Origin of the sequence: Nocardiopsis sp. CC223A (genome assembly GCF_030766825.1) — a bacterium.
In the GTDB taxonomy this organism is placed as follows: domain Bacteria; phylum Actinomycetota; class Actinomycetes; order Streptosporangiales; family Streptosporangiaceae; genus Nocardiopsis.
This window is the reverse complement of record NZ_JASFDV010000105.1, coordinates 1-20,375: the sequence shown is the minus strand read 5'-3', so window position 1 is coordinate 20,375 and position 20,375 is coordinate 1. Positions and strand designations below refer to the sequence as shown.

At 72.8% G+C, this 20,375-nt stretch carries 19 protein-coding genes; 9 read left to right on the top strand and 10 right to left on the bottom strand.

What is annotated here, in order from left to right; genetic code table 11:
* Nucleotides 1–161: 161 nt before the first annotated feature.
* From QJS33_RS28170 to QJS33_RS28155, 4 genes are all read right to left on the bottom strand, one after another.
* Nucleotides 162–1,550, bottom strand: a complete 1,389-nt coding sequence (locus tag QJS33_RS28170) for an aspartate ammonia-lyase (protein WP_306371094.1) — start codon at nucleotides 1,548–1,550, stop codon at nucleotides 162–164.
* Between the two features lie 119 nt (nucleotides 1,551–1,669).
* Nucleotides 1,670–2,260: a DUF1707 domain-containing protein gene (locus tag QJS33_RS28165; RefSeq protein WP_306371097.1), complete on the bottom strand. Its 591-nt coding sequence runs from the start codon at nucleotides 2,258–2,260 to the stop codon at nucleotides 1,670–1,672.
* A gap of 426 nt (nucleotides 2,261–2,686) precedes the next feature.
* Nucleotides 2,687–3,121, bottom strand: a complete 435-nt coding sequence (locus QJS33_RS28160) for an RNHCP domain-containing protein (RefSeq protein ID WP_306371093.1) — start codon at nucleotides 3,119–3,121, stop codon at nucleotides 2,687–2,689.
* 3 nt (nucleotides 3,122–3,124) lie between these two features.
* Complete coding sequence (locus QJS33_RS28155) at nucleotides 3,125–3,490, bottom strand: RNHCP domain-containing protein (protein ID WP_306371092.1); 366 nt, start codon at nucleotides 3,488–3,490, stop codon at nucleotides 3,125–3,127.
* Nucleotides 3,491–4,155: 665 nt separating this feature from the next.
* Between QJS33_RS28155 and QJS33_RS28150 the strand changes: the two genes are divergently transcribed.
* Both QJS33_RS28150 and QJS33_RS28145 read left to right on the top strand, forming a co-directional pair.
* Nucleotides 4,156–5,121 (top strand): ABC transporter ATP-binding protein, encoded by a 966-nt coding sequence (locus QJS33_RS28150; RefSeq protein WP_306371091.1) that lies wholly within the window; start codon nucleotides 4,156–4,158, stop codon nucleotides 5,119–5,121.
* Complete coding sequence (locus QJS33_RS28145) at nucleotides 5,118–5,960, top strand: ABC transporter permease (protein ID WP_306371090.1); 843 nt, start codon at nucleotides 5,118–5,120, stop codon at nucleotides 5,958–5,960. Before QJS33_RS28150 ends, QJS33_RS28145 begins: the two co-directional genes overlap by 4 nt.
* Before the next feature lie 73 nt (nucleotides 5,961–6,033).
* Here QJS33_RS28145 and QJS33_RS28140 read toward each other — a convergent pair whose 3' ends face one another.
* A complete protein-coding gene (locus tag QJS33_RS28140; RefSeq protein WP_306371089.1) occupies nucleotides 6,034–7,725 on the bottom strand; it encodes a hypothetical protein in 1,692 nt (563 codons plus the stop codon).
* 188 nt (nucleotides 7,726–7,913) lie between these two features.
* Nucleotides 7,914–8,930, bottom strand: coding sequence for a class II fructose-bisphosphatase (gene glpX / locus QJS33_RS28135; protein ID WP_306371088.1), 1,017 nt, complete (start codon nucleotides 8,928–8,930; stop codon nucleotides 7,914–7,916).
* 151 nt (nucleotides 8,931–9,081) lie between these two features.
* Here glpX and QJS33_RS28130 point away from each other — a divergent pair, with 151 nt between their 5' ends.
* Both QJS33_RS28130 and QJS33_RS28125 read left to right on the top strand, forming a co-directional pair.
* Nucleotides 9,082–9,699 carry a TetR/AcrR family transcriptional regulator gene (locus tag QJS33_RS28130; RefSeq protein WP_306371096.1) on the top strand — a complete coding sequence of 206 codons (618 nt, stop codon included), beginning with the start codon at nucleotides 9,082–9,084 and terminating at the stop codon, nucleotides 9,697–9,699.
* A 103-nt stretch (nucleotides 9,700–9,802) separates the two neighbouring features.
* Entirely contained in the window at nucleotides 9,803–10,399 is a 597-nt protein-coding gene (locus QJS33_RS28125; protein WP_306371087.1) for a DUF4245 domain-containing protein, read from the top strand.
* A gap of 61 nt (nucleotides 10,400–10,460) precedes the next feature.
* Here the strand turns inward: QJS33_RS28125 and QJS33_RS28120 are convergent, their stop codons facing one another.
* On the bottom strand, nucleotides 10,461–11,432 hold the full coding sequence (locus QJS33_RS28120; RefSeq protein WP_306371086.1) for a 4-hydroxy-3-methylbut-2-enyl diphosphate reductase: 972 nt from the start codon (nucleotides 11,430–11,432) through the stop codon (nucleotides 10,461–10,463).
* 314 nt (nucleotides 11,433–11,746) lie between these two features.
* Between QJS33_RS28120 and QJS33_RS28115 the strand changes: the two genes are divergently transcribed.
* From QJS33_RS28115 to QJS33_RS28100, 4 genes are all read left to right on the top strand, one after another.
* Nucleotides 11,747–12,394, top strand: coding sequence for a hypothetical protein (locus QJS33_RS28115; RefSeq protein WP_306371085.1), 648 nt, complete (start codon nucleotides 11,747–11,749; stop codon nucleotides 12,392–12,394).
* Between the two features lie 171 nt (nucleotides 12,395–12,565).
* Complete coding sequence (locus tag QJS33_RS28110) at nucleotides 12,566–13,033, top strand: DUF3060 domain-containing protein (RefSeq protein WP_306371084.1); 468 nt, start codon at nucleotides 12,566–12,568, stop codon at nucleotides 13,031–13,033.
* Nucleotides 13,034–13,199: 166 nt separating this feature from the next.
* A complete protein-coding gene (xseA, locus tag QJS33_RS28105; protein WP_306371083.1) occupies nucleotides 13,200–14,459 on the top strand; it encodes an exodeoxyribonuclease VII large subunit in 1,260 nt (419 codons plus the stop codon).
* A 2-nt stretch (nucleotides 14,460–14,461) separates the two neighbouring features.
* On the top strand, nucleotides 14,462–14,728 hold the full coding sequence (locus QJS33_RS28100; RefSeq protein ID WP_306371082.1) for an exodeoxyribonuclease VII small subunit: 267 nt from the start codon (nucleotides 14,462–14,464) through the stop codon (nucleotides 14,726–14,728).
* Between the two features lie 82 nt (nucleotides 14,729–14,810).
* Here the strand turns inward: QJS33_RS28100 and QJS33_RS28095 are convergent, their stop codons facing one another.
* The 3 genes from QJS33_RS28095 to QJS33_RS28085 all read right to left on the bottom strand — a co-directional run bounded on the left by QJS33_RS28095 (nucleotide 14,811) and on the right by QJS33_RS28085 (nucleotide 17,577).
* Nucleotides 14,811–15,389, bottom strand: a complete 579-nt coding sequence (locus QJS33_RS28095; protein WP_306371095.1) for a DUF6542 domain-containing protein — start codon at nucleotides 15,387–15,389, stop codon at nucleotides 14,811–14,813.
* Nucleotides 15,390–15,670: 281 nt separating this feature from the next.
* A complete protein-coding gene (locus QJS33_RS28090; RefSeq protein ID WP_306371081.1) occupies nucleotides 15,671–16,927 on the bottom strand; it encodes a DNA recombination protein RmuC in 1,257 nt (418 codons plus the stop codon).
* A gap of 14 nt (nucleotides 16,928–16,941) precedes the next feature.
* On the bottom strand, nucleotides 16,942–17,577 hold the full coding sequence (locus tag QJS33_RS28085) for a TetR/AcrR family transcriptional regulator (protein WP_306371080.1): 636 nt from the start codon (nucleotides 17,575–17,577) through the stop codon (nucleotides 16,942–16,944).
* 136 nt (nucleotides 17,578–17,713) lie between these two features.
* Between QJS33_RS28085 and QJS33_RS28080 the strand changes: the two genes are divergently transcribed.
* A complete protein-coding gene (locus tag QJS33_RS28080; protein WP_306371079.1) occupies nucleotides 17,714–20,218 on the top strand; it encodes a glycoside hydrolase family 3 protein in 2,505 nt (834 codons plus the stop codon).
* Nucleotides 20,219–20,375: the final 157 nt, after the last annotated feature.

Here is a 20,375-nt window from a genome sequence, read left to right as displayed (position 1 = left end):
CTCGGGTGCTCTGTCAAGAATGTCCGACGCCTCCCGAATGGGGAAGGTTCCTGAACAGTGGGCATCGGAACGGAAGTGTCACCTTCTCCGCGAGGGCGCGGACACACGACGGGGCACCCCGCCGAGCGGAGTGCCCCGTCGTGTGTGCCCGGTGAGAGGACCTACTGCGAGTTGGTCATCTTCAGGACGTCGAGGGCGGCGTCCAGCTGCTCCTCGGTGAGCTTGCCGTCCGCGACGTAGCCGCGCTCCAGGACCACCTGGCGGATGGTCTTCTTCTCCTTCAGCGACTGCTTGGCGACCTTGGCGGCCTCCTCGTAGCCGATGTAGCGGTTGAGCGGCGTGACGATCGACGGGGAGGACTCCGCGTAGGTGCGGCACTGCTCCTCGTTGGCGACGATCCCGGCGACGCAGCGGTCGGCGAACACCCGCGAGACGTTCGCGAGCAGCCGGATCGACTCCAGCACGTTGCGGGCGATCAGCGGCAGTTGCACGTTGAGCTCGAAGTTGCCGCCGGCACCGCCGAAGGCCACCGCGGCGTCGTTGCCGACGACCTGCGAGGAGACCTGGAGCACGGCCTCGCACAGCACCGGGTTGACCTTGCCCGGCATGATCGAGGAACCCGGCTGAAGGTCGGGCAGGAACAGCTCGCCCAGACCGGTGGTCGGGCCCGAGCCCATCCAGCGGACGTCGTTGGCGATCTTGGCGAAGCCGACCGCGATGGTCCGCAGCTGGCCGGACAGCTCCACCAGGCCGTCACGGGCCCCCTGGGCCTCGAAGTGGTCGCGGGCCTCGGTCAGCGGCAGGCCGGTGTGCGCGGCGATCTCGGCGATCACCCGGGCGGAGAAGCCCTCCGGGGTGTTGATGCCGGTGCCCACGGCGGTACCGCCCAGCGGCAGCTCGGCCACCCGCGGCAGAGAGGCCTCCAGGCGCTCCACGCCGTAGCGGACCTGCGCGGCGTACCCGGCGAACTCCTGGCCCAGGGTGACCGGGGTGGCGTCCATCAGGTGGGTGCGGCCGCTCTTGACCACCGAGGCGAACTCGACGGACTTGCGGGTCAGCTCGCCCTCCAGGTGCCGCAGTGCCGGGATCAGGTCGTTGATCACGGCGGAGGTGGCGGCGATGTGGATGGAGGAGGGGAAGACGTCGTTGGACGACTGCGACGCGTTGACGTGGTCGTTGGGGTGGACGTCGAGGCCGGTCCGCTCCTTGGCGACGGTGGCGATGACCTCGTTGGTGTTCATGTTGCTGGAGGTGCCCGACCCGGTCTGGAACACGTCGATCGGGAACTCGGAGTCCCACTTGCCGTCGGCGACCTCCAGGGCGGCCTCGCGGATCGCCTTGCCCAGGTCGTCGCCGATGACGCCCAGCTCGGCGTTGACCTTGGCGGCGGCGGCCTTGATCTGCCCCAGGGCGGCGATGTGGGCGCCCTCCAGGCCCTGCCCCGAGATCGGGAAGTTCTCGACGGCGCGCTGGGTCTGGGCACGCCACTTGGCGTCGGCCGGGACCTTGACCTCACCCATCGAGTCGTGCTCGATGCGGAACTCACTCATTGGCTACCACACTCTCCTGGGAAAACCTGTGAAACCCAGCCTGCCAGACGCACGGCGGCACACCGCCACCTCACCCCGCCAAGGCGGTGTTACGCGCATCATGTTGACATCGGGGCAGGTCAGGACCCGATGCCGGGACGCCGTTCACGTCGCCGCAACCGGGCGAGGAAGGGCCGCCGGGGCGCCTTGATCCGAACCGTGCCCAACACCGAGAACCCGTTGATCTCCAGCACCGGCGGATCGGACAGGTCCGACCTCCGCGCCGTGGTGCTCCGCAGCCCCAGCACGGCGCGGCCGTTGACGCGCACCTCCACCCCGTCGGGCACCAGGATCTCCACCTGGCCCAGCACCGCGGTGACGGTCATCCGGTGGTGCCCGCGCAGCAGCAGCGCCTCGCGCATGTCCACCTCGACCCGGCCCGCCACGGCCAGGACCAGGTCGCCGGGGTAGGCGACCCACCGGCCCTTGCGGACGGCCGTGCCGAACACCCCGAGGGCGGGCTGGTGGTCCAGGCGGATGGGCTGCTCCTGTGCGGGCAGCAGGTCGGCGGTGAGCGGCGGCAGCTCCCCGAGGGTCCTGGCCTCCTGGGCCCTGTCCGAGCGCTCCTGGAACTCGTCGAGGTCCAGGCGCCCGTCCGCGGCGGCCTCGCGCAGCACCTTCAACACCCGTTCGCGGTCGCTGTTGGAGGCCCGTAGCCGTTCAGGGGGGATCCGCTCGCTCACACCGCCAACCCTAGACGACACGGGTCCCCCGTACCGGTACGGGTACACGCGCCGCCCCCGCACCGACGTCCCACCGCACGCGCCTGGGACACGGCAGACCCCCACGCCCCGCACGGCGGCCCAGGCAGCGGTACCGGCGGCCCCGGCCGCCACCGCCCCGGCCGTCGCGGCGAGAACGGGGCCGCCCTGGAGACGGGCGCCGCCCACCTGCACCGGTGGACCGGCACGGCCCCGGACCCGGCCGGCCCCGCAGGGGCTCGACCGGGTCCGGGGCGGTGGTGTCCCGCCGAGTGGTGCGACTTCGTCCGACCCCCGGGTACCGAAGGCGACAACGCTCCGGTCGGCGACCCGCCCTCGTCCGGACGGCCGGTGTTCTCACACCACTCGACGGGACATGACCTCCGGGGCCCGCGCTCAGAGCCGGACCAGGGCGTCGCGGGCCACGGCCGCGAACCCCGACGGCGCCCCGGCCAGCGGGCGGACCGCCAACCGCACCAGGGCGCGTGCGTTGTCGTCGCCCGCGACCCGGTTGACGCTCAGCCCACCGCAGCGGGCACAGCGGTGGACCAGCATCCACTCGCCGTCGGCGCGGCTGGTCAGGCTCACCGCGGCCATCGGCCCGCGGCAGTCCGCCGCCCGGTCGCCGGGCACCCGAAGGTCCACGTGCAGGCTGGTCAGGCAGTGCGGGCAGTGGTTGCGGTGGGAGGTGCCCGGGGCGGTCGCCGGCACCTCCAGCCGACAGCCCGCGCAGCGGAACGACCCGGTCCGGCCCGCCTCGCCGTGGGCGTGCAGGACGGTCTTGGGCCGTTGGGGCCGCCGTTCGCGGCGGTCCCGGTTGCGTCGTGCCACGTGTCACACCTCCCCGAACAGGTCGAGCGGGAAGGGCGGATCGGCCAGCGGCCGGACCGCGATGCGCATGAGCACGAGGTGGTTGTCGTCGGCGGCGACGGCCGCCTCGGCCAGCTCGTCGCACCGGGTGCACCGGTGGATGAGGACCCAGGCGCCGCTGCGCGGCACGGCGATGGAGATGGGGACCATCCGCCCGCCGCAGCCGGAGGCCCCGCCGTCGACGCGGTCGACGGTGTGCCGGGAGCTCAGACAGCTGGGGCAGTGGTCGCGTCCGCGCCCGTCGGGATCGAGGGCGGAGACGGTGAGGCCGCAGCGCACGCAGGTGAAGGTGGCGGTGCGCAGGGTGGGGCTCGGTTCGGTGGTGGACACCGGAGGGACTCCTCGCTGGAGATGGAACGGGTCAGCGGGAGCAGGCCGAGCGCTACTCGGTGGTCGGGTCAGCGGCTCCGGTCGGAGCGGGCGGTCCGGTTTCGGTGAGGCGCGCTCGGCGCGTTCCGGGTCATCAAGACACCTTCCCCTCCACCGGGGAGGGTCCCTCGGTGTCCGTCGTTGCACAGGTCGCCAACGATGCTAGATCGCGTCCCGACCAGGGGCAACGGATTTTCACGGGCCGTGGCCCACCGGCCGTCCGGGTCGCGGGACCACTTTCCGGACAGCCCCGGTCGCCAGGGCGGTCGCGGATCCGGCGCGTCCGAAAAGCAGGGAAAGCGACCGTTCCGGCGCGTTTCCCGAAAAAAAGACTTCTCCCGGTGAAATCCGTTGTCCCCGGTGTTCGACGGATGCTTCCCGCAACCGCGGGATCCCTTTTCCGTCGACCGAAAAAGGGCCTGCCACCTGGCCTTACCCGACCGGAAAGGGCGGGAGCGCGAGAGGAACCGGCACCGGTGCCATTGTCCGGGGACGAGTGCCGACCAATGCCCCCGTTCCGCTGCGGGGTGCCCCGCGGGCCCGGTCCCCTCATTTCGGGCACCGGGTCCCCGCCGGTGCGTAAAACCCGTGGATTTTCGTCGTACCCGCGTCCTACCGTGGTCCCCATGACCTCTTCCGAACCCGGTCTCCACACCCCGGACCGCGTGGCGGCGTCGGCCGCCGCGGACGTCCCCGCCCTGCACCTTCGCGGAGTCGTCAAGCGTTTCGGATCCTTCACCGCGGTCGACGGCCTCGACCTGGAGGTTCCCCAGGGCATTGTGCTCGGCCTGCTGGGCCCCAACGGCGCGGGCAAGTCGACGACGATGAAGATGCTCACGGCCCAGTCCATGGCCGACGAGGGCGAGATCCGCATCCTCGGCCACGAGATCCCCGCGGAGTCCAAGTGGGCCCGCGCGCGGATGGGCGTCGTGCCCCAGCACGACAACCTCGACGAGGAGCTCACCGTCGAGCAGAACCTGCGGATGTTCTCGTTCCTGTACCGGGTGCCCCGCGCCCGGCGGGGCGAGGCCATCGCCCGGGCCATGCGCATCGCCCAGCTCTCCGACCGCGGCGACACCGTGGTGGAGGACCTTTCCGGGGGCATGCGGCGCCGGCTGCTCATCGTCCGGGCCCTGCTGCACCGCCCCGAACTGGTCCTCATGGACGAGCCCACCGTCGGACTGGACCCCCAGGTCCGCCAGGACCTGTGGGGCGTCATCGACGCGCTGCGCCAGGAGGGCGCCACGGTGCTCATGTCCACCCACTACATCGAGGAGGCCGAGCGCCTCTCCGACGAGGTGGCCCTGATGGCCGCCGGGCGCATCATCGAACGCGGTACGCCCACCGACCTGGTCGCCAAGTACGCGGGCACCACCGTGGAGGAGTACCTCCCCGACGGGGAGGGCATCGACGCCCTGGAGGCACGCATCAGAGGCCACGGCTTCACCACCCGCCGCACCGGCACCACCGTGTCGGTCCTGCGCGCCGAGGAGCTGCCGCAGTCCCTCCGGGACCGGCTCACCGTGCCGCTGCGCCGCGCGAGCAACCTGGAGGACGTGTTCGTCACCCTGACCGGGGAGAGTGTGGAATGAGCATCGACCGCACCGACGCGCGCCGACTGCGCGACCGGGAGGACGCCCGGCCCGACCAGCACGCCCGGCCCGGCCGGTTCGAGGCGGACGCCGTCCTGGGCGTCGTCGCCCGCGAGTGGATCCTCTACGGCCGGTCCTGGCGGGCCACCACGTTCGCCGCCGTGGTCGAGCCCACCCTGTACCTGCTCTGTTTCGGGTTCGGCATGGGCGCGCTCATCGGGACCCTGGCGGGCTTCAGCTACATCGACTTCCTGGGCACCGGCATCGTCGCGGTGTCGGTGCTGTTCCAGTCGATGATGCCCGCCGTCATCAACACCTTCATCAAGCGCCGGTTCCTGCACACCTACGAGGGCATCCTGGCCGCCCCCGTCGACGTGCGCGAACTCGTCACCGGCGAGGCCCTGTGGCTGGCGATGCGCTCGGGCGTCTACGGGTGCGTGCCGCTGCTGGTCGCCATGGGGTTCGGGCTGCGGCCCGGCTGGGGCGGCCTGCTGGTGCCGTTCATCGCTTTCTTCGCCGGGTTCGCCTTCGCGCTGTTCGGGATCTGGATCTCGGCGGTGATCAACTCGGTGCGGTCCATGGACTACGTGTTCAGCGGCCTGTTCACACCGCTGTTCCTGGTGGCGGGCACGTTCTTCCCGCTCACCGAGCTGCCGGGCTGGGTCCAGGGCCTCGCGGTGCTCAACCCGCTCTACCACGCGGTGGAGCTCATCCGCGGATCGGTCTTCGGCGGCCTGTCCGGCGGGGCGGCGCTGCTGCACGTCGGGGTGCTGCTGGCGTTCATCGTGCTCATGTGGTTCCTCGCCGGGTCGCAGATGCGCCGCCGCGTGGTCACCTGACCGGAGAGAGCGCGAAGGGGGGAGCGGCCGCGGCCGCTCCCCCCTTCGCGCTCTCTGTTCCGAGTGGTCGGGGTCAGCCCGCGCTGGGGGCCCAGCGCAGCTCCACGCTGCTGCGCTGCCCCTCCTCGGTGACGCTCAGCGCCAGACCGAGCGCGCCCCACTCCTCGGGGTTCTGCACGTCCTCGGCGGTCAGCACCTGGCGCATGTCGAAGTACCCGGCCACGATCGCGGCGTCCATCTCCTGCATGGTCTGCTGGAAGACGGGGTCGTCGGCCAGGCGGCCGGTGCCGCTGCTGCCCTGGGCGACCACCACGGCGTCGCCGTCGGAGGAGACACCCGGGGGAGTGGCGTACGGGTCGGTGACCATGGCCTCGACGAAGTCGCCGATGACGGTCTCGTCACCGCCCACGGCCCGGTACTGGAACGAGAACTGCTCGCTGCCGTAGCCGCCGAAGAAGTCGTCCAGGCTGATCTCGGTGATGCCGAACGCGGTCGAGGAGCCCAGCAGGTCGCCGAAGCCCTCCGGCATGGAGACGCCCATGCCGTTGAACTCGCGCTCGAACTCCTGCCGCTCGCCGGAGCTGCTGAAGAACGGGATCTCGTCGTCGTTGTAGGCGTCGATCAGCGCCTGGTCCAGCCCGCTGGCGCCCAGGGCCATCACCGTGTTGTCCGGCAGCGAACCCAGCGCCGCCACGCTCTCGCCCGGGGTCTCCGCCAGCCAGGACAGGTCGGCCTCGTTGACCTCGAACGCGAAGGCGTCCATCCGCGCCTCCAGGTACTCGCCGTCCACGCGCACCGACGCGGTCGCCCGGCCGGAGAAGTCGGTCGGCTCCGTCGCCAGGTCCGCGGAGAACTCGTCGGCGAACGACTCGATCTCCATGGCCGCGCCCAGGTCGGCCCAGGCCACGGCCAGACTGCCGCCGGGGACGCCCGCGATGTCCCCGGAGAAGACGTCGGAGTCGGCCAGCGACCCGTGCTCCTGGATCTGGCCCTCCAGGTCGGACAGGGCGGCCTGGGAGTAGGTGAAGACGACGTAGTCGCCGTCCACCGAGTAGAAGACGTCCTCTTCCGCGGCGGCGAGGTCGGCGAAGTCCTCCTCGGCCATGCGCGGGTCCTCCACGGCCAGGGCGATGGCGAAGGCGACCCCCGCACCCTCCTCCAGCTGGGCCTCACCGGAGGCGGGCCACACCGAGAAGCCCGCGCGCTGGCCGATCCACTCCTCGACCCGGCTCTGGCTCGGGGAGCTGTCGCCGAACGCGTCGACGAACGTCTCGGCGAAGAACTCGGTCATGTCCCCGTCGGGGCTCCCGGTCTCCTCGGTGACCTCGGCGGGGAGCCGGTCGACGAACTCCAGCAGCTCGATCGCCTGCGACCCGTCGATCGCCAGGTCGACCTTGCCGAACGCGATGGAGCTGCCGGGCAGCACCTCCTCCGGCTGCGGGCCGCCGAAGGCCACCAGGGACACGGTGGCCCACACGGTTCCGGCCATCACCACGACCGCGGTGCCGGCCGCGGCCGGGATGAGCCAGCGGTTGCGCTTGCGCGGGGCGGCGGGCGGCACCGGGCCGCCGGGGAAGCCGGGCCCGCCCGGGCCGCCGGGACCACCGGGGAAGCCGGGACCGCCGGGCCCGCCCGGGGCGGCGTACTGCTGACCGGGCATCCCGGGGGGCACGGCACCGGACACCGGGGGCTGCCCGGGGACGGGGCCCCCGGGCTGGTGCGGCGGCTGCCACTGGGGCTGCCGGTGGGGATCGGGGTAGGACATCGGACCTCCGACGGATTTCTCACAGGCGCGGTGTCCGCGCTGCCAACGAACGTTCAGATGCGGCCTCCCCCCGCCGTGGTTCTCACGCGGGCGGGTGAACTCCCCGCGCGCACCACGCGACACGGGCGGTCGGTGCGACGGGGCTCCGGGGCCCGTCGTCCGACCACCCGTCCGGGTGAGGCAGGTCGTCAGACCTGCGGGGCGGAGGTCAGGTCCACGCCGCTGTAGGCCGACAGCTTGCTCAGCCGGTGCTCGCTGAGCACCTGGCGGACGGTGCCGCTGCGGCCGCGCATCACCAGTGAGTCGGTGGTGACGTGCGCGGACTCGTAGCGCACCCCGCCGACCAGCTCGCCATCGGTGATCCCGGTGGCCGCGAAGAACACGTCGTCGGACGAGACCAGGTCGTCGGTGTGCAGCACCCGGTCCAGGTCGTGTCCGGCGTCGACGGCCTTGGCCCGCTCGGCGTCGTCCTTGGGCCACAGACGGCCCTGGATGACACCTCCCAGGCACTTCATCGCGCAGGCCGTGATGATGCCCTCCGGGGTGCCGCCGATGCCCAACAGCAGGTCGACACCGGTCCCGGCACGGGCCGCCATGATCGCGCCCGCCACGTCGCCGTCGCTGATGAACTTGATCCGGGCGCCCGCGTCGCGGACCTCCTTGACGATCTGCTCGTGGCGCGGGCGGTTGAGGATGACGACCGTCACATCCTGCGGCGACTTGCCCTTGGCCCGCGCCACCGCGCGGATGTTGTCGGCCACGGGCGCGGCGATGTCCACCACGTCGGCGGCCTCCGGGCCGGTGGCCAGCTTCTCCATGTAGAACACGGCGGACGGGTCGAACATGGAACCGCGCGGGCTCAGCGCGATGACGGCGATCGCGTTGGGCATGCCCATCGCGGTCAGGGTGGTGCCGTCGATCGGGTCGACCGCCACGTCCCAGTCCTGGCCGCCGCCGTCGCCGACGCGCTCGCCGTTGTACAGCATCGGGGCGTTGTCCTTCTCGCCCTCGCCGATCACGACGGTGCCGTTCATCGAAACGGTGCTGATCATGTGCCGCATGCCGCGCACGGCCGCACCGTCGGCGCCGTTCTTGTCGCCCTTGCCGACCCAGCGGGCGGCCGCCAGCGCCGCGGTCTCGGTCACCCGGACCAGTTCGAGGGCGAGGTTGCGGTCTGGCGCGGTGGGACCGCCGGCCTGTGACATGGAAAGGTGCCTTCCGTCGGGGTACAGGGTGGGATTCACGTCTTAGGGTAGTCACCCGGCGCGATCGGCCGCCTCGGCGGGCACGCTCCCGTGTCCGGTCGGAAGCGTAAGGGCTACCCTGGCGTGATCCGGACAGGAGTGAGGCATGACAGTGGAAAAGACGGACCGGCCGACCCGGGTCTCGCCGCGCGGCGCGGCGACGCGCACCGCTCTGCTCAAGGCCGCCGCCCAGGTCTTCCGCACGGTGGGCTTCGCCAAGGCCGGGGTCAGCGAGGTCGTGGCCGTCGCGGGCGCCAGCGTGGGCAGCCTCTACCACCACTTCACCGGAAAGGCGGACCTCTACCTCGCCCTGTACGAGGAGTTCCAGCAGCGACAGCAGGAGCGCACCCACCAGGCGGTGGTGGACGCGCGGGCCCGCGGGGAGAGCGACCCCACCCGGCTGATGAACATCGCCGCCCGCGCGTACCTGCTCGGCTGCATCGAGGAGAGGGAGACCACACGCCTGTTCTTCAGCGGTGACGGCCCGCCCGGGTTCGAGTACCGGCTGCGGGCCCGGCTCACCCAGTGGACGGACCGCAACGTCGCCCTGTACCGCAAGGCCGACGAACCGGTGGACGAGGCGCTGCTGATCGTGGTGAGCGGCGCGATGCTGCTGGCCGTCGCCGAGGTGGTCAACCGCGACGACGCCGACTCCCTGCGCCTGGCCGACGACATCACCCGGCTGCTCGACCAGCTCCAGCCGCAGCGCCGCGAGGACGACCGGCACTGAAGGTCCGCCGGGGCCGACACGCCGCGGCCGTTCCGCCGGAGTCGGGACGGTAACCGCACCCCGGGTCGGGGCGGGCCGCGACCTGCGGCAAGCTGGAAGTGTCATGAGTGAGTACAGCCGGTCCAGCGCGACCTTCAAGAACTACGCCATCTCCCTGGGCATCATCATCGCCATCGTCCTGGTCCTGGCGTTCGTGGTCTCCACACGTTCGGGGGAGAACATCCCGAGCGTGGACTACCGGCCCGAGGCCGAGGTGCTGCGCGGGAACGCCGACTACCCGGTGACGGTGCCCGCGGACGACCTCGCCGAGCAGGGGTGGACGCCCACCAGCTCGACCCTGGAGACCGCGGGCCCGGTCGAGTGGAGCGTGGGATTCGCCACCGCCGCCGACAGCCACGTGATGTTCACCCAGAGCGACGCGGACCCCGACGCGGTCGTGGCCGACCGGACCAGGGGCGCCGAGGAGACCGGCACGGTCGCGGTCGGCGGCCGGGAGTGGGAGCATTACGAGGCCGAGGACTGGTCGGCCCTGGTCCTGCGCGAGGACGGGTACACGCTGGTGGTGGCCGGTCCGGCCGACCTGGACGAGCTGGCGCACTTCGCGGGCGGGCTGGAGACGGACGCCGACGGGGGCGAGGGGGACGGCGGGGACGGGGCCTCCGCGGAGCCCGCCGCCCCGCAACCCGACGAAGGTTCCTGAAGACGTACGCGAGGGGACCCGGACCGTGCGGTCCGGGTCCCCTCGGTTTCGTTCGGGCCCGTTACTCGGCGCGCAGGTCGCGGCGCAGCTCCTTGGGCAGCGAGAAGGTCAGCGTCTCGTCCGCGGTGGTCACCAGGGACACGTCGCCGTAGCCGTACCCGGCCAGGCGGTCCAGCAGCTCCCGGACCAGGATCTCGGGCACCGAGGCGCCGCTGGTGACGCCCACGGTGGTGACGCCCTCCAGCCACTCCTCCTCCAGGAGGGAGGCGTTGTCGATGAGGTAGGAGGCGTCGGCGCCGGCGGCCAGGGCGACCTCGACCAGCCGCACCGAGTTCGAGGAGTTGTCCGAGCCCACCACGATGACCAGCTCGCACTCGGGCGCCATCGTCTTGACGGCGACCTGGCGGTTGGTGGTGGCGTAGCAGATGTCGTCGCTGGGCGGGTCGAGCAGGTTCGGGAACTTGCGCCGCAGGGCGTCGACGGTCTCGTTGGTCTCGTCCACCGACAGGGTGGTCTGCGACAGCCAGGACACGTTGTCCGGGTTGCGCACGTTGAGCTTGTCGACCTCGTCCGGGCTCTCCACGATCTGGATGTGCTCGGGGGCCTCACCGCTGGTGCCCTCGACCTCCTCGTGGCCGATGTGCCCGATGAGGACGATGTCCCGGTCCTCGGCCGCGAAGCGCTTGGCCTCCTTGTGGACCTTGGTCACCAGTGGGCAGGTGGCGTCGATCGTCTTGAGGCTGCGGTCGGCGGCCTCCGTGTGGACGGCCGGGGAGACACCGTGCGCGGAGAACACGACGATCGCCCCCTCGGGGACCTCGTCGGTCTCCTCGACGAAGATCGCGCCGCGCTCCTCCAGCGTCCGCACCACGTGCGTGTTGTGCACGATCTGCTTGCGGACGTAGATCGGGGCGCCGTACTGCTCCAGGGCCTTCTCGACGGTGATGACCGCGCGGTCCACACCGGCGCAGTAACCCCGGGGGTTGGCGAGCAGCACGCGGCGTTGCTTGGTGGCGGTGGTCGTCGCTGTCATGCAATACATCCTAGGTGGGGTACGCGGGTGCGCCGCGCGGGCGTGGGGGAGCGCACGTCCGGACAGGGCCGAGGGCCCCGGGCGGCGGCGGTGGGGCCGCGTTCCGGAGCCAATGGTGACGGTATCGCAACGAGCCGCCTCCGGTTCCGCTTCGAAGTGGCGAAATCGTTCACTTATCCCCTGCTCATGGTGTTCTTCCCTCCTCTATCCTGGTTCACCATCGCATTGTGTTATAGGCGGTTCGCCCTCACCCGGTCCGGCCGGACCACGGGGTGCGATTCGCCCCGCCGAGAGCAATCAGGAGCCCCCGCCCCATGTCGAACCCGACGTTCGCCACGAAAGTCGCGACCCTGTTCAAGGGCCTTTTCGGGCGCAAGGAGACGGCCGCAGCGCCCGCGCCCGCCGCTCCCCCCGCCGAGGAGACCGCCGCCGAGCCCGCCACCGCCCCGGTGAAGACCGAGGAGAAGGCGCCGGCCGCCGAGCCCGCGGCCGCGGAGACCGCCGAGGCGAAGACCGAGGAGGCGGAGAAGGACGAGAGGGCGGAGGAGGCCGCGGCGGCCGCCCCCGCGGCCGAGGAGCCCGCCCCCGCCGCGGAGCCCGCCGTCGCGGAGCCCGCCGCCGAGGCCGCGGAGGAGACCGGGCCGGCCGTCCCCGCCACCGCCGACCTGCCCGACAGCGGCGAGTCCATCGCCGAGGAGATCGCGGTGGCCGAGGCCAACACCGAGGTCGCCGACGCCGAGGTCCTGGCGAAGGTCCGCAAGGAGAACTCGCCCGCCGTCGAGGACCTGGCCGTCCCCACCTACGACGAGCTCACCCTGCCCTCCGTCCGGGCCCGACTGCGCAAGCTCACCGTGGAGCAGGTCCGCGACCTGCGCGCCTACGAGGTCGCGCACCAGGGCCGCGCCGAGTTCATCAAGATGTACGACAACCGGATCGCCAAGCTGGAGGACGCCGACTCCTGATCCCGGATCCCCCGTGCACCGTGCCCGAACGGGGGATCCGGGCACGGCCCGGGGACCGACGGGGCCGCCGGGGACGGCGGCCCCGTCGGCGTGTCGGGGAACCCGGGCGGCACCCGGAGCGTCACATCCGGTGAGAGACACCTTCGTTCCCCGCTCGAAAGGCCCACCGCCATGACCGCCTCAGCCATCCGCACCCCGGCCCGGCTGGCCGCAGTGCTCGTCACGGCCGCGGCCTTCGGGCTCACCGGCTGCTCCTTCTCCCTCCCCGGCGGCCAGGACGTCTCCGTCGACCCCGACGGCGTGAACATCGACAACGGCGACGGCGAGGTCAGCGTCGACGGTGAGGGCGGTGTGGGCGTCGGCGGCGACGAGGTCCTCAACGTCACCGGCGGCGACCTCACCGAGGACTGCCTGGGCCGCGCCGTCAACATCGCCTCCGAGGACGCCGAGATCGTCCTCAACGGCGCCTGCACCACCGTCACCGTCGCGGGCAGCAACCTGACCGTGCACATCGGCTCCGCCGACTCCATCCACGTCATCGGCGCGGACAACACCGTCTATCACGCCTCCGGCGACCCCGACGTCACCGACCTGGGCGGCGGCAACTCCGTCTCCTCCGGCGGCGACGCCACCCCGTAGGGCCCTGCCCCTCGGGCCTCCGCCCCGCTTGGGCCCGCCCGCCGCCCTCGACCGAGGGCCCACGGCCACGGGCTCTCCCGAAGACGTCTCCTCCGGACCTTCGGAATCCCGCCGGGCGCCCGTGCCTCGGAGGAACCGTCGCACCCCTGGCCTAGGCTCGGGTGTCATGGGCATGGAGAGTTCCCCCGAGGCGCCGCAGCCGGTCCGCGTGGTCCTCAACGCCATCGGCGGCTGGATCGGCCGACTGGGCCGCATCTGGGTCGAGGGCCAGATCGCCGAGCTGAACCGGCGCGGCCGCATGGCCTACATCACCCTGCGCGACCCGGTCGCCAACGTCTCGGTGCGGGTGGTCTGCCAGACGTCCGTCCTGGACGCCCAACAGCCCCCGCCGGAGGCGGGCGCCCGGGTCGTGGTGCACGCAAAACCCGACTTCTACGAGGTGCGCGGCACGTTCTCGCTGCGCGCCCTGGAGATCCGCCACGTCGGCCTGGGCGAGCTGCTGGCCCGCCTGGAGCAGCTGCGCCGCACCCTCCAGGCCGAGGGGCTGTTCGCCCCCGAGCGCAAGCGGCCGCTGCCGTTCCTGCCGGGCACCGTCGGCCTGATCTGCGGGCGCGACTCCGCGGCCGAGCGCGACGTCCTGGAGAACAGCCGCCGCCGCTGGCCCGCCGTGCGCTTCGAGGTGCGCCAGGTCGCCGTCCAGGGCGACCGCGCGGTCCGCGAGGTGGTCGACGCCCTCAAGGACCTCGACTCCCGTCCCGAGGTGGACGTCATCGTCATCGCGCGCGGCGGCGGCTCCCTGGAGGACCTGCTGCCGTTCTCCGACGAGGCGATGGTCCGCGCGGTCGCCGCCGCGCGGACGCCCGTGGTCAGCGCCATCGGCCACGAGCAGGACGCCCCGCTGCTGGACCACGTCGCCGACCTGCGCGCCTCCACCCCCACCGACGCGGCCAAGAAGACCGTTCCGGACGTGGGGGAGCAGCTGGAGATCATCCGGCAGCTGCGCGACCGCGGCCGCCGGGTGCTGGCCGGCTCCCTGGAGCGGGAGAGCGCCTGGCTGGCCTCGATGCGCTCCCGTCCGGCGCTGGCCGACCCGGTCCGGGAGATCGACCGCCTCACCGAGCAGGTCCTGGACCTGCGCGAGCGCTCCCGGCGCAACCTGGCGGTGTCCCTGGACCGCGCCGCCGAGAACCTGGGGCACACCCGGGCCCGCCTGCACGCCCTGTCCCCGGCCACCACCCTGGCCCGCGGGTACGCGATCGTGCAGCGCGCCGACGGTTCGGTGGTGCGCTCGGCGACCGAACCCGACCTGGGCGAGACCCTGCGGGTGCGCTTCGCCGAGGACGGCCTGGCCGTCACCGTGGACGCCGTCGAGACCGACCCGGAGACGGGTGACGAGACCGCAGACAGCACCGGAGGAGAAGAGTAGGCATGGCGAAGAAGGACGCGGCCCGGGCCGCCGACACCGACGAGCCCGAGCTGAGCTACGAGGAGAGCCGCGAGGAGCTCAACACGGTGGTGCGCCGGCTGGAGTCGGGCGGACTGAGCCTCAAGGAGTCCCTGGCCCTGTGGGAGCGGGGCGAGGAGCTGGCCCGCATCTGCGAGCGCTGGCTGGAGGGGGCCCGCGCCACGATGGCGGCGGCCATGGACGAACGCGAGAAGGGCGACGCGCCCGGGGACGCGGACACGCCCTTCTGAGGGCACCCGCCGGCCGGCGGTGTCGGTCCGCACGGGCGGCCGGGGCGGGGGAGAGGGGATCCGGGGCCGGTGCGGCCCCGGTTCACCTGCGGCCGTTGAGCTCGTCGCCCAGGTCGCGCAGGTTGCCGGGCAGCCCCCGGAACACCCCGACGACCAGTACCAGCGCCGTGCCCAGGAACAGCCAGGGGGCGACCTGGGCCAGGCGTGAGGCCAGGGCGAGGAGGAGTACCCGGGCGAAGCCCTCGTTGCCCAGGGCCAGCACGCTCTCCGTGGCGACCACCGCCACGAAGAACGCGATCGGCGGGCTGACCGACAGCGACAGCAGGTCGCCCGGCCGGACCAGCGACACCGTCAGCAGGCAGGCGAGGGTGAAGGCGATGCCCGGTGCCGTCGGCAGTTCGGCCACGTGCGCGATCACCGTGCCGGTGACGCTGAACAGGGCGATGACGAGGACGCCGCCGCGGCCGGTGAGCCGTGCGGTGCCCGCGTTCGGGCGTGTGCGTGGAGCGGTGGGACGTGGCCCGGTCGCGCCGCCGGGGCTCCCGGCGGGGCGGTCGGGCGCGGGCTTCCTGGTCTTCGGCGCGTTGCGGGCACGGCCGTCGGGCCGCACGAAGTACGGTGCCCGCCCGGGTTCCGGGTCGTCCGTCTTGCGCGGGGGCATGGCCGTGCGCCTCCCAAGTGTGTTACTCACAGTGTTTAGTGTGTCACTTCTCGTGAGCGTTCGGTGTCTTTTCCGGGGAACGTGTCGTCATTTCGTCCACTTGCCCCTTCCGCGCCGAACACGCCTTCCTCCCGTTGGACACCGGGATGGGGTACCGCGGTTCACCATGTTCGCGGATGAAGTGTCCGTATTCGTCCCGCGGGTCGCCGGAGGGGGCCCGACGTGGATTTCTTTCGGCCGGGGGCGGCCATTCCGGTCCGTCCGGGCGGAGGGCTTTCTTTTTAGGTCGCGCCGTTGTGGCCGTTATTTGTCATCCGAATGGCGACGTCCTCGGTCAGCTCCGGTGCCGCGACCGTCCGGGGCGGCTCCTCCACCCCGCGCGGGCGCTCCAGGTCGCCGTCCACCAGGCCCAGCTCCCCGAACCGGCGGGCGGTCACCAGCACCCGGTTCTCCAGCGACCCCACCGTCTGGTTGTAGGCCGACACCGTCCGCGACAGCGCCCGGCCCAGCCCCTCCACGTGCCCGCCCAGGGTGGACAGCCGCGCGTGCAACTGCTTGCCCAGCTCGAACACCTCCCGGGCGTTGCGGCTCAGGGCCTCCTGCTGCCAGGCGTACTGCGCCGTGCGCAGCAGCGAGATCAGGGTGGTGGGCGTCGCGATGTGCACCCGCCTGCCCATGGCGTACTCCAGCAGCGCCGGGTCGTGCTCCAGCGCCGGGGCCAGGAACGCCTCGCCCGGGATGAACAGCACCACGAACTCCGGCGCCGGACTCAGCGCCGACCAGTACGCCTTGCCCGCCAGCTGGTCCACGTGCGTGCGCAGGTGCCGGGAGTGCGCGCGGAGCCGCTCGCGGACCTGCGCCTCGCCCTCGGCGGCCACCGCGTCCAGGTACGCCGACAGCGGCACCTTGGAGTCCACGACGATGTTCTTGCCCCCGGCCAGGCGCACCACCATGTCCGGACGGCGCGCCCCGTCCTCCACCGCCACCTGCTCCTCGAAGTCGCAGTGCGCGCTCATGCCGGCCAGCTCCGCCACCCGGCGCAGCTGCACCTCGCCCCAGCGGCCCCGCGCCTCGGGGCGGCGCAGCGCCGTCACCAGCGCCTGCGTCTGGTCGCGCAGCCGCTCGGAGCCCTCGCGCACGAACTCCACCTGCTTGGCCAGCTCCGCGTGCGCGGCCGCCCGGCCCGCGTCGGCCTCCCGCAGCTGGCGCTCGACCCGGTCCAGCATCTCGGTCAGCGGCTCCACCATGCGCTCGACGGCCCTGCGCCGCTCGTCCAGGTCGTGCCCGGCCTGCGCGCCGACCGCGCGCAGCCGTCCCTCGGCCAGCTCCAGGAAGTTCCGGTTGGTCTGGTCCAACGCCTGGGCGGACAGCGCCCGGAAGCGCTCGGCCAGCCGCTCCTCCATGAACTCGGCCCGTTCCCGGGCCGCCTCGGCCTCCGCCCGGGCCTGCGCGCTCTGCCCCCGGGCCCAGAGCAGGCCCAGCGCGACGCCCACCGCGATGCCGACGAGGAGTACCGCCATCAGTGAGAGGAGATCCATGGCGCCCTATGGTGTCAGTCCGCGTCCGGCCGGGTCCCCCCGCCACGCAGGACATCGGTGAGCAGAGCCACCAAGTCGGGCATGTCCGCCGCCCCCGGGTCGTAGGACCACTGGAGCTGGAGCCCGTCCATCGCCGCGATGAGCAGGGCCGCCGCCTGTTCGGGGGTCGCGCCCGAGGGCAGGCGGTCGCCGTGGGCGCCGCGCAGGACGGCGGTGATCCGGGCGCGCAGGCCGGCGAAGCGTTCGGCGAAGTAGACGTGCGCGGGGTGGTCCTCGGACAGGCCCTCGGCGGACAGCAGGGTGTAGAGCCGCACGATCCCGGGGCGGGAGGCGTTGCGCTCGGCGACGTCGCGCAGGCGGTCGAGTCCGTCCAGGGTGCCGAAGTCGGCCTCGTCGATCTCGTCGCGGCGGCGCAGCACGGAGACCAGCAGGGCCTCCTTGGTGGGGAAGTGGTGCAGCAGCCCCTGCTGGCTGAGGCCGACCCGCTCGGCGACGGAGGCCAGGGAGCTGTTGTGGAACCCGTGCTCGGCGAACTCCTCCAGAGCGGCGGTGACGATCTGTTCGCGGCGCGCGGTGGCGGGCGGGCGGCCGCGGCCGCGACGGGCCGGCGGGGCGGCCGCGGGATCGGGTGCGGGTGTCTGTTCGGTCATCGGGTCCCAGGCTAGTCCGTCACGAGACGGGTGCGGTGAGGGGCTTCACAAGTTTGAGTTAAGCGTTTAACCTAAAGGTCATAATTTGCCGAGTGATCGGTAGGTAAATTCCGTGCGCGACCCTCGGAGGTTCACCATGCACGCATCCGACGCCGACCGCGAACGCCGTGTCGAGGAGGCCCTGGCCGCCCTCGACCTGGAGGGCAGGATCGCCCTGCTGTCCGGCGGCTCCATGTGGGCGATCCCCGCGAACCCCGCCATCGGCCTGGGCCGCCTCGTCATGTCCGACGGCCCCGTCGGCGTGCGCGGCGAGCACTGGACGCCCAGCGACCCCTCGATCCAGCTGCCCAGCCCCACCGCCCTCGCGGCCACCTGGGACCTCGGCCTCGTCCGCACCGTCGGCCGGCTGCTCGCCCAGGAGGCCCGGCGCAAGGGCGTCCACGTCCTGCTCGCCCCCGCCGTGAACATGCACCGCTCCCCGCTGGGCGGCCGCCACTTCGAGACCTACTCCGAGGACCCCCTCCTCACCGGCGAGATCGGCGCCGCCTACGTCCAGGGCGTCCAGGAGGGCGGTGTGGCCACCACCGTCAAGCACTTCGTCGCCAACGACTCCGAGACCGACCGCTTCACCGTCGACGTGCGCGTCGACGAGCGCACCCTGCGCGAGATCTACCTCGCGCCCTTCGAGCACATCGTCGCCAAGGCCCGCCCCTGGGGCGTCATGGCCTCCTACAACAAGGTCAACGGGACCACCCTGACCGAGCACGCCGAGCTCAACGCCGTGCTGCGCGAGGAGTGGGGCTTCGACGGGTTCATCGTCTCGGACTGGACCGCCGCCCGCGACACCGTCGCCGCCGCCCTGGCCGGGATGGACGTGGCCATGCCCGGGCCCAACACCGTCTACGGGAGCCACCTCGCGGACGCCGTCCGCGACGGCCGCGTCCCCGAGGACGTCGTCACCGGGATGGCCCGCCGGGTGCTGCGCCTGGCCGCCCGGGTGGGGCTGCTGGACGGGGCCGAACCCGTGGTGGCCCCGGCCGACCGGCCCGCCGGGCTGGACGGGCGCGCCGTGGCGCGGGAGGTCGCCGCACGGTCCTTCGTGCTGCTGCGCAACGAGGGCTCCGCGCTGCCGCTGGAGCCCGCGCGGGTCCGCAGGGTGGCGCTCATCGGCCTGCCCGCCGCCGAGGCCCGGACCAGCGGCGGCGGCAGCGCCAGCGTGTTCGCCGAGCGCACCGTCTCCCCGCTGGAGGGGCTGCGCGCCGCGCTGCCCGAGGACGTGGAACTCGTGCACGCCGTCGGCACCGACCCGCGCACCGGGCCGCCCGCCGTGTCCACACCCCTGAGCGCCGCGTTCCTGACCGCCGACGGCCGGACCCTGACCACCGAGCCGCTGCCCGACGGCACCGCCCGGTGGATCGGCGAGCTCCCGGCCGGGGTGTCCAACGCCGAACTCGACCGGATCGAGCTCACCGGGGAGTTCACCCCGCAGGTGGACGGCGAGCACCTGATCGGGATCTCCGGGGCCGGCCGGTACGTGCTCGCGGTCGGCGGGGAGACCGTGTTCGACGGGGAGCTGAAGGCGGAGGGGGACGACCCCGCCGCCGCCATGTTCGCCCCGCCGACCACGGCGGTCCCCGTCGCGCTCACCGCGGGGCAGCCGGTCCGGCTCTCGGTGGTCAAGGCCCACGAGGACCTGGGGATGGGGGACTTCGCGTTCATCGGGTTCACCCTCACCCACCGGGCTCCGCTGGCCGACGACGCCACCCTGCTGGCCGAGGCGGCCGACGCGGCGCGCGGCGCCGACGTCGCGATCGTCGTGGTGGGGACCACCGACGAGGTGGAGTCGGAGGGCTTCGACCGGGACTCGCTGGCCCTGCCGGGCCGCCAGGACGAACTGGTCGCCCGGGTCGCCGAGGTGAACGACCGCACCGTCGTGGTGGTCTGCGCGGGCGCCCCGGTGGAGATGCCCTGGCGGGACGACGTGTCGGCGGTGCTGCTCGCCTGGTTCGGCGGACAGGAGGTCGGCGGGGCGCTCGCCGACGTGCTGCTGGGGGCGCAGGACCCGTCCGGGCGACTGCCCACCACCTGGCCGGTCGCCCTGGCCGACGCCCCGGTCACGCAGGTCGTACCGGAGGACGGGGTGCTGGAGTACTCCGAGGGGGTCTTCGTCGGCCACCGCGGCTGGGAGCGGGCGGGTGCCGAACCCGCCTACTGGTTCGGGCACGGGCTGTCCTACACCCGGTGGCGTTACGACGCCCTGGAGGTGGCCGTCGGTGCCGACGGTGTCGACGACGCGGACGGCGCGGGTGGTGCGGACGGCGCGGGTGGTGCGGGGGCCCCGGTCGCCCGTGTGCGGGTACGCCTGACCAACGCCGGTGAGCGGGCGGGCCGCGAGGTCGTCCAGCTCTACCTGGCCCCCTACGAGGCGGGCGACCGCCCGGCCCGCCGGCTGGCCGGGTTCGCGGCCGTGTCCGCCGAGCCGGGGGAGACGGTCGAGGTGGAGATCGACGTCCCGCGCGAGGCGATCCGCACCTGGGCCGAGGACGCCGGTGAGTGGGAGTACGCCGCGGGCGGCTACGACCTGCTGGTCGGCCGCTCCTACGCGGACGTCCGCCTGACCGCCCGCGCCGAACTCGGGTAGATGGTGTCCCACCGAGTGGTGTGACTTCGTTCGGTTCCAGAGCCCCAGAGGTGACGACGCGCTGGTCGGCGACTCGTTTCTGTTCGAGCGACCGTTGTTCTCACACCACTCCACGGGACATGACCCTCGGGCAGCCGCCCGGGAGCCGCCCGGGAGC

What these genes read in the sequence shown, in the direction of transcription:
- QJS33_RS28145 (WP_306371090.1), top strand. Translation starts at nt 5,118, where the DNA reads ATGAGCATCGACCGCACCGACGCGCGCCGACTGCGCGACCGGGAGGAC.
- QJS33_RS28085 (WP_306371080.1), bottom strand. Translation starts at nt 17,577, where the DNA reads ATGACCGAACAGACACCCGCACCCGATCCCGCGGCCGCCCCGCCGGCC.
- QJS33_RS28100 (WP_306371082.1), top strand. Translation starts at nt 14,462, where the DNA reads ATGGCGAAGAAGGACGCGGCCCGGGCCGCCGACACCGACGAGCCCGAG.
- QJS33_RS28090 (WP_306371081.1), bottom strand. Translation starts at nt 16,927, where the DNA reads ATGGATCTCCTCTCACTGATGGCGGTACTCCTCGTCGGCATCGCGGTG.
- xseA (WP_306371083.1), top strand. Translation starts at nt 13,200, where the DNA reads ATGGGCATGGAGAGTTCCCCCGAGGCGCCGCAGCCGGTCCGCGTGGTC.
- QJS33_RS28140 (WP_306371089.1), bottom strand. Translation starts at nt 7,725, where the DNA reads ATGTCCTACCCCGATCCCCACCGGCAGCCCCAGTGGCAGCCGCCGCAC.
- QJS33_RS28095 (WP_306371095.1), bottom strand. Translation starts at nt 15,389, where the DNA reads ATGCCCCCGCGCAAGACGGACGACCCGGAACCCGGGCGGGCACCGTAC.
- QJS33_RS28110 (WP_306371084.1), top strand. Translation starts at nt 12,566, where the DNA reads ATGACCGCCTCAGCCATCCGCACCCCGGCCCGGCTGGCCGCAGTGCTC.
- QJS33_RS28125 (WP_306371087.1), top strand. Translation starts at nt 9,803, where the DNA reads ATGAGTGAGTACAGCCGGTCCAGCGCGACCTTCAAGAACTACGCCATC.
- QJS33_RS28120 (WP_306371086.1), bottom strand. Translation starts at nt 11,432, where the DNA reads ATGACAGCGACGACCACCGCCACCAAGCAACGCCGCGTGCTGCTCGCC.
- QJS33_RS28170 (WP_306371094.1), bottom strand. Translation starts at nt 1,550, where the DNA reads ATGAGTGAGTTCCGCATCGAGCACGACTCGATGGGTGAGGTCAAGGTC.
- QJS33_RS28080 (WP_306371079.1), top strand. Translation starts at nt 17,714, where the DNA reads ATGCACGCATCCGACGCCGACCGCGAACGCCGTGTCGAGGAGGCCCTG.
- glpX (WP_306371088.1), bottom strand. Translation starts at nt 8,930, where the DNA reads ATGTCACAGGCCGGCGGTCCCACCGCGCCAGACCGCAACCTCGCCCTC.
- QJS33_RS28150 (WP_306371091.1), top strand. Translation starts at nt 4,156, where the DNA reads ATGACCTCTTCCGAACCCGGTCTCCACACCCCGGACCGCGTGGCGGCG.
- QJS33_RS28115 (WP_306371085.1), top strand. Translation starts at nt 11,747, where the DNA reads ATGTCGAACCCGACGTTCGCCACGAAAGTCGCGACCCTGTTCAAGGGC.